At 71.6% G+C, this 15486-nt stretch carries 10 protein-coding genes; 6 read left to right on the top strand and 4 right to left on the bottom strand.

The window, feature by feature from the left end:
- Nucleotides 1-122: 122 nt before the first annotated feature.
- Nucleotides 123-944, bottom strand: coding sequence for a hypothetical protein (locus tag OG792_RS20135; protein ID WP_329101104.1), 822 nt, complete (start codon nucleotides 942-944; stop codon nucleotides 123-125).
- 288 nt (nucleotides 945-1232) lie between these two features.
- Here OG792_RS20135 and OG792_RS20130 point away from each other — a divergent pair, with 288 nt between their 5' ends.
- Nucleotides 1233-1496, top strand: a complete 264-nt coding sequence (locus tag OG792_RS20130) for a hypothetical protein (protein ID WP_329101103.1) — start codon at nucleotides 1233-1235, stop codon at nucleotides 1494-1496.
- A 78-nt stretch (nucleotides 1497-1574) separates the two neighbouring features.
- On the opposite strand, the gene OG792_RS20125 is transcribed toward OG792_RS20130, so the two are convergent.
- On the bottom strand, nucleotides 1575-2156 hold the full coding sequence (locus OG792_RS20125) for a TetR/AcrR family transcriptional regulator (protein WP_329101102.1): 582 nt from the start codon (nucleotides 2154-2156) through the stop codon (nucleotides 1575-1577).
- Nucleotides 2157-2224: 68 nt separating this feature from the next.
- Here OG792_RS20125 and OG792_RS20120 point away from each other — a divergent pair, with 68 nt between their 5' ends.
- The 4 genes from OG792_RS20120 to OG792_RS20105 all read left to right on the top strand — a co-directional run bounded on the left by OG792_RS20120 (nucleotide 2225) and on the right by OG792_RS20105 (nucleotide 5634).
- The gene (locus OG792_RS20120) at nucleotides 2225-3238 is read left to right on the top strand and encodes a hypothetical protein (protein WP_329101101.1); all 1014 of its coding nucleotides are present in this window, start codon (nucleotides 2225-2227) and stop codon (nucleotides 3236-3238) included.
- 404 nt (nucleotides 3239-3642) lie between these two features.
- Nucleotides 3643-4221, top strand: a complete 579-nt coding sequence (locus OG792_RS20115; RefSeq protein ID WP_329101099.1) for a hypothetical protein — start codon at nucleotides 3643-3645, stop codon at nucleotides 4219-4221.
- A 168-nt stretch (nucleotides 4222-4389) separates the two neighbouring features.
- Nucleotides 4390-5070, top strand: a complete 681-nt coding sequence (locus OG792_RS20110) for a lytic polysaccharide monooxygenase auxiliary activity family 9 protein (RefSeq protein ID WP_329101097.1) — start codon at nucleotides 4390-4392, stop codon at nucleotides 5068-5070.
- A gap of 120 nt (nucleotides 5071-5190) precedes the next feature.
- Nucleotides 5191-5634, top strand: a complete 444-nt coding sequence (locus tag OG792_RS20105) for a hypothetical protein (RefSeq protein WP_329101095.1) — start codon at nucleotides 5191-5193, stop codon at nucleotides 5632-5634.
- A 306-nt stretch (nucleotides 5635-5940) separates the two neighbouring features.
- Here the strand turns inward: OG792_RS20105 and OG792_RS20100 are convergent, their stop codons facing one another.
- Complete coding sequence (locus OG792_RS20100; protein ID WP_329101094.1) at nucleotides 5941-7032, bottom strand: hypothetical protein; 1092 nt, start codon at nucleotides 7030-7032, stop codon at nucleotides 5941-5943.
- Nucleotides 7029-7991, bottom strand: coding sequence for an ACP S-malonyltransferase (locus OG792_RS20095; RefSeq protein WP_329101092.1), 963 nt, complete (start codon nucleotides 7989-7991; stop codon nucleotides 7029-7031). The genes OG792_RS20100 and OG792_RS20095 overlap by 4 nt, the downstream gene beginning before the upstream one ends.
- A gap of 222 nt (nucleotides 7992-8213) precedes the next feature.
- Between OG792_RS20095 and OG792_RS20090 the strand changes: the two genes are divergently transcribed.
- A complete protein-coding gene (locus OG792_RS20090; protein ID WP_329101090.1) occupies nucleotides 8214-15470 on the top strand; it encodes an SDR family NAD(P)-dependent oxidoreductase in 7257 nt (2418 codons plus the stop codon).
- Nucleotides 15471-15486: the final 16 nt, after the last annotated feature.

The following is a 15486-nucleotide window of genomic DNA, read 5'->3' as shown; positions in this document are numbered from 1 at the left end:
TGCACGGGTGCGGGTCCGGAAACGGCGCACGCCCCGTCGGCCGGTCAACGGCCATCGGGGCGTGCGCGAACAGGTTCGGATCGGGCGGGTCGGCGGTGACGGTCTGCTTCGGACCGGCCCGGTTACGGCGTTGTCGTCTGCGGGAACAGGAGGATCGGCCCGATGACTCCGGCATATCCGTTGCCGGCCGTGTCGACCGCCTGGACCCACAGGTCGGCGGTCGCGCTGCCGGGGAAGAACGGGTCCTCGGTCAGGGTGACCCAGATGGTCGCGGCACCGGTCGCGTCTGCGGCGACCCATTCGCTGACGTTGTTGTTGAACCCGTAGCGGTAACCGGCGATGTCATCGTCACCGGCGGCCGGGGTGAAGGTGACGGGACCGGGCACGTCGACGAGGAGCGTACCGACGGTGATCGTGGGCTCGCCCGGGGCGACACCGTCGACCGTGAAGTAGCACGGCTCGGTGGTGGGACCGGTCGCGTGATGGGTGTCCGTGGCCCACGCTTGGTAGTAGTAGACCGTGTCGTACGCGAGCAGGGCGCTGTCGGGGACCGTCCAGGTGACCGATGCACCCGAGGGGACGGTCGCGGAAATGGCCGGACCGTACGCCAGGGTGTCGTCCACACCACGGCGGATCTCCAGGTGGGCGCCGACATTGTTGCCGTTGGGATCGTAGAGCCGGGCGGTGAAGGTGGCCGTGAGCATGGACCGGGAGAACAGGGTCGGGCTCTCGATGGTGCCGCAGGCCCTCGGCGGGTAGGTGGTGAGGTCAGCCGGTGCGGCGGGGGCGGCGTTCTGCCGGCTCGCGCTCACGGCCGGGTTGGCGGCCGGTGGCGCGGCGACCGCCGGAGCCGCCACCGCCACGAGAAGGACGCCCGCGAGCAGGGCTCCGGCGGCGACCGTCGGTCGGCTGGTACGGGACGTCGTCGGTCGTACAGGCTTCACGAACAACCTTCCCTCCACTTTGATCAAGATCTGATGGAGGCCACAGTCTATCGAGCCTTGATCTTGTTGAGCGGCGCGCCGACGGCGCCGACCGACCGGGGCGTGAGCCGCGACGGGGCGGTCGGGAGCGGCACCGTGGGCCCGGCGGGCGGTGCTCGTCGGCGGGCCATCACTCGTCATTGACGCGCCGTGACACATAGAGCACCATGAGTCTCCCGGCCGCCTTCCGTGATTCCCGGCGGTCGCCCATCTCCGTGAAACCCCTACGACGGTCCGGGAGGGCTCCCGATGAAATCACTGCTTCCGATCCCGCGGCGGGCCAGGATCGCGGCGGTCCTGGCCATCGCGTTCGGCCTGAGCCTGTCCGCCGTGGCCCCCGCCCAGGCCGCACCGGCGGTGCGCTACATCGTGCAGGTCATCTACTACACCGACGCGACGCTGCTGGTGTTCGCCGGCGCGTACACCTGGAACAACTGTCCGGGCGAGGAGGGTTCGTGGGGGTACGGGCTTCAGACGCCCTACCACGTCACCTTCTCGGAAGAGTGCCCCTGACGCTCGCCACCGCGGTGGACACTCGCGGTCGAGACCGCGGCCCGGTCGGTATCACCCCGACCGGGCCGCCGTGCGTTTTCAGCCGCGACCGCGTACGAGCGGCAGGAACACCTCGTCCACGATCTCGACCAGCGCCTCGTCGGGCACCGAGGGGATGCCGCGCGTCGCGTATTCGGCGCGCAGCAGCATCATTGGCGTCGTCGCCACCCGGTGGTGCACCGCCGCGGCCGGTGCCTCGCCCCGGGCTGCCGCGCGCTCCAGCATCGCCAGCCAGGCGCGGTCCATGGTGTCCGCGCCGGACCGCTGCCGCATGAGGGTGAGCAGCTCGGGGTCGTCGGCCGCGGCGGCGAGCAGACCGCGCAGGATCGCCCCGTGCGGCGACGACCACGTCTCGTTCGCCCGCCGCAGCATCTCCAGCGCGTCGCCCCGCAGGGTGCCCGTGTCCGGGTTCGGCAACGCGGCGTCGGACAGGTGGCGGTACGCCGCGATGCCCAGTGCCGCCCGGTGCGGCCACCGGCGGTAGATGGCGTTCTTGTTGGTCCCGGCCCGTGCGGCGACCCCGTCCATGGTCATCCCCGAGTAGCCGGACTCGCGCAGTTCCTCCGCTGCCGCGTGCAGGATCGCCTGCTCCAGTTCCTCGCCCCGACGCCTCGTGCTCATGTCTTGCAGGGTACTGCGCGTACCCTATAAGGTACGCGCCGTACCCTATAAGTGAGGAGGGCCGTCGGATGCGCGTCTTCGGCATGAACTACGACACCGGTTTCGTGAGCGGGGGATTCACCACCCATGAGCCGTTCGACCCCGAGACCGTGCGGCGCGACATCCGCGTCATCCGCGACGAGCTGCACTGCGACGCGGTGCGCATCACCGGCGGGATCCAGGACCGGCTGGAGCTGACCGCGGGGTTCGCCGCCGAGGCCGGGATCGAGGTGTGGTACTGCCCGTTCACCAACGGCCTCGACCGCGACGGGCTGATGGCGTTCGTGCTCGACGGCGCGGAGCGGGCCGAGCGGCTGCGGCAGCGCGGGGCGTCGGTCGTGTACCTCACCGGCTCCGAGATCGCCATGTTCACCGACGGCTTCCTGCCCGGCCGCGACCTGGCCGAGCGCATGGCGCTGTTCACCGACCCGATGCGGATGCGAACGGCGGTCCCGGCCGCGCGCGCCGCGGTGCGCGACTTCCTCGCCGAGGCGGTCCCCGGGGTGCGGGAGCGGTTCGGCGGCCCCGTCGGCTACGCCTCGATCCCGCTGGAGGCCGTGGACTGGGCGCCGTTCGACATCATCGCCAGCGACGCCGGGTACCGCGACGCGACCAACGCCGAGGCGTTCCCGCAGACCCTGGCGGCCGCGGTGGGCCAGGGCAAGCCGTACGCCGCGACCGAGTTCGGCTGCTGCACGTTCCGCGGCGCGGCCGAGGTCGCGGGCGGGGCGGAGCCGGTGACGTACGACGAGCACGGCCGCGCCGCGAAGCTCACTCGGGTGCTGGAGCGCGACGAGGAGGGTCAGGCCCGCTACCTCGTGGACCTGCTGCGCGACTACGAGGCCGGCGGGGTGGAGGCGGCGTTCGTGTACACGTTCGCGAACCGGCACCTGCCGACCACCGACGACCCGGAGCGCGACTTCGACCTGGCCGCGCGCGGGATCGTGCGGGTGCTGCCGGACGGCTCGTGGACACCGAAGGCCGCCTTCCACGCCCTGGCCGCGTACGGCCGCTCGCGCGCGCGGAGCCGGTCGGCCACCTAGCCTGGTCCGGCGTTTCGGCGTCGGCCGGCCGCCATGGCTGTCCCGAAGCCACCCCCACCGGTGCCGGCAGGTCGGCCGGGTCGGATGCACACTGAGGATCGTCGATGTTGCCGAGCGGATCCAGACGTGTTGGAATGACTCATATCGCCGCAGTGCGGGGGCAACCGCGCTGGGAACGGCCAGCACGGGAGCATGTGCAGTGTCGGCAGCGCGCCGCTTCGGCGGGCGCCCGCGTGCCGCATCGCCGGGCCATCTCCACGACGACGGGCAGGCACCCTTTCCCGCCGTACGGATTCCCTGACACGTGTCCCCGCGACGGCCGACGCGCTCGGTCCGACCCGTGGGGAGCGCCCGACGTGATCTGCCAGCGCACACCCGAACCGGCGACGAGGTGAGAAGCAATCATGATTTCCTGGGAGAGTTTCGCGGGGTGGTACCGAAACCGCCTGGTGTGGGTGGCGGTGGTCCTGCTGACGGTGTCGGCCGGCGCGGTCGTACTGGTCAACCGGGCCGGGCCGGCGGCGGAGCCGGCGGATCTGCGAGGGCAGATCCTGACCCGGATGCGTGCCACGCTCGAACAGGCGGATCCGGGGCAGCACAACCATGCCGGACACGGCGTCCAGCAGGCGGCAGCCGAGGAGAAGCCGGCGGTGATCTGCGGGGTCCGCGTCTACGGCTACGAGCCGGTCGAGGTCACCGCGCTCGCCGACGTGCAGAAGGTCTACGGCTTCCACCTCTGCGGGGTCGCCGAACAGAGGCGCCCCTGGGACGTGGCGGTCAAGCTGGCCGGCCCGGTGATCGTGGACATGTCCACCGAGCCTCCGGGTATCGAGGTGGTCGAGGCGACCGCCGACGTCATGTTCGTCGACCGGCTGCGGGAGATGTTCCCGGACAGGTACGCGGAGCTGGCGCTCAAGGAGGCGCTGGCCGACTCGGAAATGGCCGACCTGCGCCGCCGGTACGATGCCGCCGCCGGGCTCTGACCGTCCGATATAGACAGATCTGATCGCCGCGCTCGACGGCGACTCCGGTCGGCTCGATCCGTATCCGGCCATAAATAGATCAATATTGATATTTAAGTTCATGGATGTAATAGTTGGTTGGGAGCGTTCCCATCCTGATCTCTAGTACCGAGGAACGGAGGATGAACAGTGCGTCCACACCAGTTCGATCAATCCGGCGGACGATCCCGGTCGACCGTCCGTAAGTCCGTCCAAGCGCTCGTCCTGCTGGTCGCCATGGTGGTCGGCACGCTGCCCTGGTCCGGCGCGGCCCAGGCCCACGGCACGATCATCAATCCGGCAAGTCGCGCCTACCAGTGCTGGCAGACCTGGGGCAGCCAACACACCAACCCGGCCATGCAGCAACAGGACCCCATGTGCTATCGGGCGTTCCAGGCCAATCCCGACACCATGTGGAACTGGATGAGCGCGCTGCGGGACGGCCTCGCCGCCCAGTACCAGGCCCGTACCCCGGACGGACAGCTGTGCAGCAACGCCCTCTCCAGGAACGACAGCCTGAACCAGCCCGGAGCATGGAAGGCGACCACCGTCGGCCGCAACTTCACGGTTCAGATGTACGACCAGGCCAGCCACGGTGCCGACTACTTCCAGGTCTACGTCACCAAGCAGGGATTCAATCCGGCCACCCAGCGTCTCGGGTGGGGCAACGTCGACCTGATCACGACGACCGGGCGTTACGCCCCGGCGCAGAACATCTCGTTCAACGTCTCGGTCTCCGGGCGCACCGGAAATCACGTCCTCTTCGTGATCTGGAAGGCGTCGCACATGGACCAGGCCTACATGTGGTGTAGCGACATCAACATCGTCTGATCGGTAAGAGCAACAGCGGCGGCACCAATTCGGCCCGGGGCATTGGGATCCCGGGCCGAATCGTGAGGGTTATGGCAAGGCGCGCGGTGGTCCCGCTCGGGTGGGAATCAGGGTAGGCGGATGGTGCGCGTGTTGGGGAAGCTGCCCGGGCAGGATGCCGAGGAACCCGTGCCGATCACGACGTATCCCGACGGGATCGGCGAGACCGTGCAGATGACGGTGGTCCCCGTGGTGGAGGGCAGCCGGATCGTCCAGGTGTTGGGGAAGCTGCCGGGGCAGGATGCCGAGGAACTCTCGCTGACGATGACGTACCCGCTCGGGAGGGCGGACACCTTGCAGATCGTCGTGGTTCCGGTGGTGGACGGCAGCCGGATCGTCCAGGTGTTGGGGAAGCTGCCGGGGCAGGATGCCGAGGAACTCTCGCTGACGATGACGTACCCGCTCGGGAGGGCGGACACCTTGCAGATCGTCGTGGTTCCGGTGGTGGACGGAGTGTCGATCGTCCAGGTATTGGGGAAGCTGCCGGGGCAGGACGCCGATGAACCCTGGGAGATGATGACGTAGCCGGCGGGTATCGGAGAACTCTTGCAGATGGTTACGGGTGCCGCACTGGCCGGTGCCGCGACCGCCACCGCCGAGACGACTCCGAGCAGGATGGCGGTCAGCACGACCGCCGCGAGGTGGCGCAGGCTCCGAAGTCCTGTTTCCGGTCGCCGAGTGTGCTCGATCAGGGTCATGTCGGTCCTCTCGCTAGATCCACGCGGACACGAGGAGTGTTGCTGCGATTACGTGCTGCCATGATGGGCCGCGCCGATCGGCCGCGCAATAGTCGCCACGATGATTGGACGGAAGTCGGCACGGGGACATCGATCAGTAGAGGCCCTCGGGTGCGGTGGCGGTGACCTGCAACGGGCGAACGTTGGCGACACCGTCGCAGGGCCAGTCCGGACCGGTGTCGTGGCGCAGCGCCTGATCGCGTTCCAGCACGTTGGGCAGGAACAGGTCCTCGTGCAACACGGTCAGCCGGACCTGGCCGGTCGCCCCGTACGGCACCGGCGCCGTCCAGTCGGTGCGGTTGACGACCGCCATGGTGACCTGCGGATAGTTCGGGGCGTACGGAAGTAGTTCGCCGTTCTGCTCCGGCGGCAGGCCGGCGGCGTTGCCGAAGGTGTTGCCGTAGCTGCGCCCGACGATGCCGCCATCCAGCGCCGCCACGAAGTCGCGGTACATGTCCGGGCTGACCTGGGTGCCGCTCAGCCGTACCCCGGCCAGCCCGGCCACCAGGTCCGGATGGCGGCGCATCAGCACCTGCAACAGGGCCGGGGTGGTGTTCAGGTAGTCGACGTCACCCTGCCGGAGCACGTCCGCTATCTGCTCCACCAGGTGGGCGCTGTACTCGTTCGCCTCCGCCAGCCGACGTTCCCGGATCAGCCGCTTCACCCAGCGCGGATCCATGTCGATGGCATAGACCAGGCCCGCGTGCAGCTGACTCGCCTCCCACGTGCCGTTGCCGATCAGGTGCGGTCCCGTCGGGGTCGCCTGGAGCCACGTACGGTGCGCCTCGAACCCCTCGGCCACGAACGACCACCGGCGCCACACGCCCCGGTGCATCAGCATGTCCGGGGTGTAGTGGACCCGGCAGGGCGTACCCGTGGTGCCGCCGCTGTCCCAGATGCGTCCGGTCAGCGGACGTGGCACCCCGAGGGGGACCAGTCGGGTCGGATCCAGTGTGCGGAGGGTGTCCAGGGGAAACGGCCCGAACGCCGTCAGCTCGTCGTAGCGGGTGATGTCACGCGGGTCGAAGTCGAGCCCGGTGGCACGCTGGAGCCAGTACGGCGAGCCGGTGCCCGGCTGGAAGTGCCGCCGGACCACCCGGCGGGTCCACTCGTCCAGATCGGTGTCGAGCCACGTCTTGACCAGGGCGTCGCATTCCGCGGCCACCGTGCCGTTCGGTGCGTTCATCGCGGTGACCGTCCCGGGGCCAGCTCGATGCCGAGTTCGAACACCGTGGTCATCACCTGGTCCAGGTGCTCCGGACGGTCGACGTGCACCACCGGAAACGGGAACCGCAGGACACCGTCCGGGACGGATCCCCCCATCACCAGGCCCAGCCGTACGCCCTCGTCCTTCATGGCCTCGCAGATGTGCACGAGGTTGATCGGGTCGGTGGGGTTGCGGTGGAACATGTCGCGCACCTCCTCGGCGGCGACCAGCACCCTGCGGTCCAGGCAGGAGATGAGCGGCAGACCGGGATCCTGGAACGGCATGGCGTCGATGTACGGCGCCATGAACGTACGGAAGCCGGCGCGCAGCGGCGAGTGGATGGCGATCGAGCGGCCGGGCATGGGGATCACGGAACCCTGCGGCAGCTCCGTGGCGAGCGCGTCCAGGGCCGCCTTCTCGCCGGAGAGCATGAGGATGCGGGTCGCGCCGTCGGTGGTCAACCCGAACGTCCCGGCCAGATACACCCCCGGGCGTCCCGCCCCGCGATGGTGGCCGGTGTTGTCGGTGGCCGGCTCGAACGCCAGCGCCAGTCCCTGCTCCGGGGTGCCGACCGGCTGCCCCGGGGTGTTGCGGGCGTACGCGAGCATCTCGAACAGGGCGCGGCGGCTGATCGCCCCGGCCAGACAGGCCGCCGACATCCCGCCGAGGCTCAGCCCGCCCAGCACCGACGGCCGCAGCCCGTGCTCGGCGAGCACGTCGTGCACCGCGATGGCGTGCACCGACTCCCGGACCGTACCCACGCTCTGCCGAATCTCGACGTCCTCGGGAAGATCCTCCTCCAGAATCTGCCCGACGCTCAGCCCGGTCCATTCCGCGACCTGCTCATAAAGATTACGCACGCCGACGAATCCGTGGTACAGGGCGACGCCGCGCGGCTCACTCCCGACACCGCCACCGAACAGATAACCCAGCGACATCGGCCGCCCTTCCTGCTAGCGCTCGCCCGACGAATTATTAAACGTTACCCACCGGTGGATCAGCCGGGCAAGCTCGCGACACGCTGTCTAGCCGGGCGCTATCGAGACGATATGCGGTGGTGGAACCATTCTGGTCGGAACGTCGTACGAGCAATTTCTACCCGATTTCCCTGTGAGGGAGCGCATCGCGTTGATGATGGAATTCCGGCTCGGGTGGGCGCAATGAAATCCGCCGATCCCGTCGCTGTCGTCGGGTATTCCTGCCGATTCCCCGGAGCCGGCGACCCGGCGGCTTTCTGGGAACTGCTCAGGACCGGCCGGGACGCGACAACCGACGCGCCCGCGGATCGCTGGGATCCGGCCGCGATCGCCGGGACGGCGGCGCGCCGGGGCGGCTTCATCGACGACCCCGCCACGTTCGACGCCGACTTCTTCGGCATCTCCCCGCGCGAGGCGGCGGCGATGGACCCGCAGCAGCGCCTGGTGCTGGAACTCGGCTGGGAGGCCCTGGAGCACGCCGGCCTGCTGCCCGCCGCGCTGGCCGGCAGCCGTACCGGTGTGTTCGTCGGGGCCGCGACGGACGACTACGCCCTGCTGCGCGGCCGACTCGGCGTCACCGGCATCACCGGGCACACCGCTACCGGAACGCTGCGCGGCATGATCGCCAACCGGCTGTCGTACCTGCTGGGTCTGCGCGGACCCAGCCTCGTCGTCGACACCGGACAGTCGTCGTCCCTGGTCGCGGTCCACCAGGCCTGCGAGAGCCTGCGCACCGGCGAGTCCACCATCGCCCTGGCCGGCGGGGTCAACCTGAACCTCGCGACGGACACCGTACTGGCCCTGGACGCGGCGGGCGTGCTCTCGCCGGACGGGCGCTGCTACACCTTCGACGCACGCGCCAACGGCTACGTCCGCGGCGAGGGCGGCGCGTTGGTGGTGCTCAAGACCCTCGACCGGGCTCGCGCCGACGGCGACCGGGTGCGCTGCGTGATCCGCGGCGGCGCGGTCAACAACGGCGCGGCCGAAGCGGGCCTCACGGTGCCCGACGCGGACGTCCAGCGCGAGGTCATCGAACTCGCACACGAGCGCGCCGGAATCACCGCGCGGGACGTGCAGTACGTCGAGCTGCACGGCACCGGAACCGCGGTCGGCGACCCGGTGGAGGCCACCGCGCTCGGGGCCGCCGTCGGTGCGCACCTCCCGGCCGGGCGGCCGCTGCGGGTGGGCTCCGTCAAGACCAACATCGGTCACCTTGAGTCCGCCGCCGGGGTGGCCGGCCTACTCAAGGTGATCCTGGCGCTGGAGCACGACGCCCTGCCGGCGAGCCTGAACTTCGTCCATCCGCATCCGGGCATCGCCCGGGACCGGTTGAACCTGAGCGTGCAGCGGGAACTCGGTCCGTGGCCGGCGTCGGACGACGTACGGCGGGCGGGCGTGAGCGCCTTCGGCCTCGGCGGCACCAACGCGCACCTCGTGGTGGAACAGTCGCCCCGGCAGCCGGACGGCGTTGCGCCGGAGCCGGCCCGGCCGGTGCTGCTGGCGCTGTCGGGTCGCGACCGGGGCGCACTGCGCGGGCAGGCCGACCGCCTGTACGCGTACCTGCGGGATCGTCCCGGCGTCTCGCCCGCCGACATCGGATACTCGTTGCTGACCTCGCGGACGGCGTTCGAGCACCGCGCGCTGGTTTACGGCGCCGACCGGAACACGCTGCTCCACGGTCTGCGGGCACTGGCCGACGACGACACCGACACGTCGCCGGCCGGGGCCGTGGCGCGTCCCGGTGATGGCGGCTGGACCCGCTTCCTGAGCGCACCGGGGGAAGCCTGGAGCGACGGCGCTCCGCTGAACCCCGAGGCCCTGTTCCCCGGTGCCCGGCTAACCGACCTGCCGACGTACGCGTTCCAGCGCACCCGCCACTGGCTCACCGACCCGCCCGCCACCATCGCCGAGCCGGAGCCCCGGCCGGACCATGACCTCGATCAGCTCGTCTACGTGCAGGTCGCGAAGGTGCTGGGCCGGGAGAGCACCGACGGGCTCCCCACCGGGCGTACCTTCAACGAACTCGGGCTCGACTCCCAGACCGGCGTCGAGCTGGGTGACCTGCTGCGGCACAGCACCGGCCTGGAGCTGCCGAACACGCTCGTCTACGACCATCCCACCCCGGACCGGCTGGTCGCCCACCTGCGGCAGCGGCTGCACGGCGGCGACGCCGAACCCGAGGCCGCCGAGGCGTACCCGAACCGAGCGGCCACCGGCGACGACCCCGTCGTGATCGTCGGCATGGCGTGCCGGCTGCCGGCCGGCATCGCCTCGCCACAGCACCTGTGGCAGGCGGTGACCGACGGCCTCGACGCCACCGGCGACTTCCCGACCGACCGCGACTGGGACCTCACCGGCCTGGAAGCCGGCGACCAACTCGGCGCCAGCTACGTACGGCGCGGCGGGTTCCTCGACGACGCGACCGACTTCGACGCCGGATTCTTCGGCATCAGCCCCCGGGAGGCCCTGGCCATGGACCCCCAGCAGCGACTGCTGCTGGAGACCTCGTGGGAAGCCCTCGAACACGCCGGCATCCGCCCGGAGAGCCTGCACGGCGAGCGGGTCGGCGTGTACGTCGGCGCCACCGCGATGGAGTACGGGCCCCGATTGCACGAGCCGGTCGAGGGCACCGACGGCCTGCGCCTGACCGGCACCTCCGGCAGCATCAACTCCGGCCGAATCGCCTACACGCTGGGACTGCGGGGTCCCGCGATCACCGTCGACACGGCCTGCTCGTCGTCACTGGTCGCACTCCACCTGGCGGCGCGCGCCCTGCGTACGGGGGAGTGCTCGCTCGCGCTGGCCGGCGGCGTGACGGTGATGGCGACGCCGGGCATCTTCGTCGAGTTCTCCCGTCAGGGCGCGCTCGCCCCGGACGGGCGCTGCAAGGCGTTCTCGGCGGACGCCGACGGCACCGGCTGGGCCGAGGGGGCCGGGCTGCTGGTCCTGGAGCGGCAGTCGGACGCGCTGGCGAACGGGCACACCGTGCTGGCCGTGATCCGCGGTTCCGCGATCAACTCCGACGGCGCGTCGAACGGGCTGACGGCACCGAACGGGGCGGCGCAGCAGCAGGTCATCCGGCAGGCGCTCGCCGACGCGGACCTGTCGCCGGCCGACGTCGACCTGATGGAGGCGCACGGTACGGGCACCCGGCTGGGCGACCCCATCGAGGCGCGGGCGCTGCTGGCGACGTACGGAAAGGATCGTGACCCCGCCCTGCCGCTGTGGCTCGGGTCGATCAAGTCGAACGTCGGGCACACCCAGGCCGCGGCCGGGGTGATCGGCGTCATCAAGACCGTACTGGCGATGCGGCACGGGGTGATGCCCCGCACGCTGCACGTCACCGAGCCGTCGCCGGAGGTCGACTGGGCCGCCGGAGCGGTCGAGCTGCTGGTGCAACCGCGCCCGTGGCCGTCGACCGGCCGCCCCCGGCGGTCCGCGGTGTCCTCCTTCGGCATCAGCGGCACCAACGCCCACGTCATCCTGGAGCACGTCGAACCCGCCGCCGCGCCGCCGCCGGCGGCCGGCGCCGAACTCGTCCCGTGGGTGTTGTCCGGCCGCGACGAGAATGCCCTGGCCGAACAGGGGCGGCGGCTCGCCGGGGCGGCGGCCGACCTGCACCCGCTGGACGTCGGCTGGACACTGGCGTCGAGCAGAACCCGCTTCGCCCACAGCGCCGTCATGCTCGGACGGACCCGCGACGAACTGCTCGAAGGTCTGACCTCGGTGGTCGAGGGACGCGCCTGCGCCACCGTCGTGCGGGGCCGGCGGGCCGCCGCCGCTCCCGCGTTCGTCTTCTCCGGCGAGGGATCGCAGTGGCCCACGATGGCCGCGCGACTGCTGCACACCTCCGCCGCGTTCGCCGCCCGGATGATCGAGTGCGAGGCCGCGCTGGCGCCGTACACGGGCTGGTCGCTGATCGCCGCCATCGGCGGCGGGGACGGCGCCCCGCCACTGCACCGGGTCGACGTGGGGCAACCCGCGCTGTTCGCGGTGAGCGTGTCGCTGGCCGCCATGTGGGAGTCGTTCGGCGTACGCCCCGCCGCGGTCATCGGGCACTCCCGGGGCGAGATCGCGGCCGCCTGCGTGGCCGGGGTGCTGTCGCTGCCCGACGCCGCCCGGCTCGTCGCCGCCCGCGGTCGCCTGCTGCACGACTCGGGAACCGCCGGCAAGGGCGCGATGGCGTGGGTCGCGCTCACCCCCGACCGGGTACGCGACCGGCTCACCGCCCGCCTGGAGATCGCCGCGATCAACGGCCCGGCGTCGGTGGTCGTCGCGGGTGACCCGGACGAGCTGGCCGCGTTCACGGCCGCCTGCGCCGCCGACGGGATCCGTCACCGGGCGGGGAACACCGGCTTCGCGTTCCACACCGCGCAGATGGAGGCGACCGCCGACGCGCTCACCGGCGAGGTGGCGTCGATCGTCTGCCGGGCGGCGACCGTGCCGTTCTACTCCACCGTCACCGGGGGCCTGCTACCCGACGGCGGGGCGGACGCGGCGTACTGGGGGCGCAACCTACGGGACACGGTGCGGTTCGAAACGGCCGTACGGGCGATGCTCGGCGCCGGCCTCGACCTGTTCATCGAGGTCAGCCCGCATCCGGTGCTGGTCCCCGCGATCCAGCAGACCGCCGAGGCGCTGAACCTTCCGGTAGCGACACTCGGCACACTGCGCCGTGGCGAGGACGACCGGGCCCGGCTGCTCACCAGCCTCGCCACCGCCTCCGTGTACGGGGCCCAGGTGGACTGGTCGCCGCTGTTCACCGGTACGGGTGCGCGTCTGGTCGAGCTGCCCACGTACCCCTTCCGGCGCAGCCGCCACTGGCTTGCGCCCACCCGCGGCACCGACCCCGGCGACATCGGGCATCCCCTGGTGAACACCGTGGTCGAGGTCGCCGAGCCGGGGACCACCACCGTCCTGACCGGACACCTCTCGCGGCACGCCCAGCCGTGGCTCGCCGACCACACGATCGGCGACGCCGTGCTGGTGCCCGGCACCGCCTTCGTGGAGCTGGCCCTGCTCGCCGGTGACCGGGTGGGTCATCGCCTGGTCGAGGAACTCACGCTGCTGGCGCCGCTGATCATCCCCGCCGAGGGCGGCACCGAACTACAGGTCACCGTGGGCGAGGCGGTCGACCACCGACGTCCGGTCGGTATCCTCGCCCGATCCGCCGCCGACGCCGGCTGGACCCGGCACGCCAGCGGGACCCTCACGGTGGACGACGGCGCGGTTCCCGACATCGACCTGACGACCTGGCCTCCCGCCGGCGCCGAAAGCGTTCCCCTGGACGACTTCTACCCCCGCCTGGGCGTACGCGGATACCACTACGGACCCGCGTTCCAGGGGCTGCGCGCGGCGTGGCGTCGGGGCGAGGAACGGTACGCGGAGGTCGTCCTGACCTCGGACCGGCGCTGGGGCACGGATCCCGCCGTGCTCGACGCCGCACTGCACGCGATGTTCCTGCCCGGTCTCATCGAGGAGAACGTGGTCCTGCCGTTCGCCTGGAGCGGCATCCGCCGGTACGCGACCAGCGGCGCGGCGGTACGGGTCAGGCTGGCCCGCCTCTCCGCCGACACGGTGACCATCTTCGTCACCGACGCGCGGGGCGCGCCCGTGCTGTCGATCGACGAGCTGACCGTGCGGGCCGTGACGTCGGAGCAACTGCGGGGGATGTCCCGGCCGGGGGAAGGGCTGCACACGGTCCGTTGGGTCGCCGCCACCGCACCGGCGCACGCCACCGCGCCCTGGGTGACCTGGGCCGGCGCCGACACGCGCGCGACGGAGGGCAGCGCCGTGCTGGTCGACTGCCGCACGCTCGCCGACGGCCCCACGCTCGCCGACGGCCCCACGCTCGCCGACGGCCCCACGCTCGCCGACGGAGCCGACGGAGCCGACGGAGCCGACGGAGCCGGGGTGCGGGACCTGCTGGCGGTGGTGCAGCAGTGGCTGCGACACCACGGTAGCGCCGGCGCACGGCTGGTCGTGGTGACGCGGGAGGCAGCCGGCGGGGCGCTGTGGGGCCTCGTACGCTCCGCCCAGCTCGAACACCCGAACCGGTTCGTGCTGGTCGACGTGGACGGCGAGACCGGTTCCGACCTGGCGGAACTACTGACCACCGCCGGCGTGGCGGGCCTGCTCGACACCGAAAACCAGATTCTCGTACGCCGAGGGGGCGCGTCGGTGGCCCGGCTCGGCCCGGCGGCCACGGGCGGCGGTAGCGCTATCGGCCTCGGCGACGGCGCGGTCCTGATCACCGGTGGCACGGGCACCCTCGGTGGCCTGCTCGCCCGGCACCTGGTGCGCGCGCACGGGGTGCGGCACCTGGTCCTGGTGTCACGCCGGGGATCCGCCGCTCCGGGGGCGGCGACGCTGGTCGCGGACCTCACCGCCGGGGGAGCGCGGGTCGACGTCGCCGCGTGCGACGTGTCCGACCGCGCGTCGCTGGCGGATGTGCTCGCCGCCGTGCCGTCGCTGTCGGCGGTGATCCACGCGGCGGGAGTGCTCCGTGACGCGACCGTGGAACGGATGACGGCGCAGCACGTCGACGACGTCTTCCGGGCGAAGGCCCGGCCGGCACGGCACCTGCACGAACTGACCAGCGCTCGTGGACTGTCGGCGTTCGTGCTGTTCTCGTCGGCGACCGCCGTGCTGGGCGGCGCCGGACAGGCCAACTACGCCGCCGCCAACGCCTACCTCGACGGGCTCGCGGCCCACCGCCGGGAGCGGGGCCTGCCGGCGATCTCCCTGCAATGGGGGCTGTGGGCCGCGGCCAGCGACATGACCGCCCGGCTGTCACCCGCCGACCGGCGCCGGCTGGCTCGCGCCGGACTGCTGGCGCTGGCCGACGACGACGCGCTGAGGCTCTTCGACGAGGCGCTCGCCGGTGGACAACCCGTCGTCGCACCCATGCGTCTTGAGCCGTCCGCGCAGCGAAGCGACGCGGTGACACCGCTGCTCCGCCCGGCGCGGCCGGTCGCCGGGGCCACGGATGCCCGACCACCCGTCGCCCGGACCGGGTCCGACCTGCGACGGCGTCTCGCCGCGCTCAGCGACCCCGAGGACCGGGAACGGCTGGCGACCGACGTCGTCCGGGCCGAGGTCGCCGCCGTCCTCGGCCATGCCCGGCCCGACGCGGTGGACGTGCACCAGGCGTTCAACGAACTCGGCCTCGACTCCCTGACCGCGGTGGACCTGCGCAACCGGCTGCACGACGCCACCGGGGTACGGCTGACGGCCACGCTCGTGTTCGAACACCCCCGTCCGATCGGGGTCGCCCGGCACCTGCTCGAACTGATCGCCGGAAGCGCCACGGCCGCCACCCCGGCCGTACCGGCCGCCGCGGTCACGTCGGCGACGAACGGCGTCTACGACGACGGCGTGATCGATGGGTTGGATGTTGCTGATTTGGTTCGGCTGGCCAGTGAGGTTGGTGACTTTTAATGGTTTCTGTTGATGA

The organism is Micromonospora sp. NBC_01699 (assembly GCF_036250065.1).
Classification (GTDB): domain Bacteria; phylum Actinomycetota; class Actinomycetes; order Mycobacteriales; family Micromonosporaceae; genus Micromonospora_G.
This window is presented reverse-complemented; position numbering and strand designations above follow the sequence as displayed.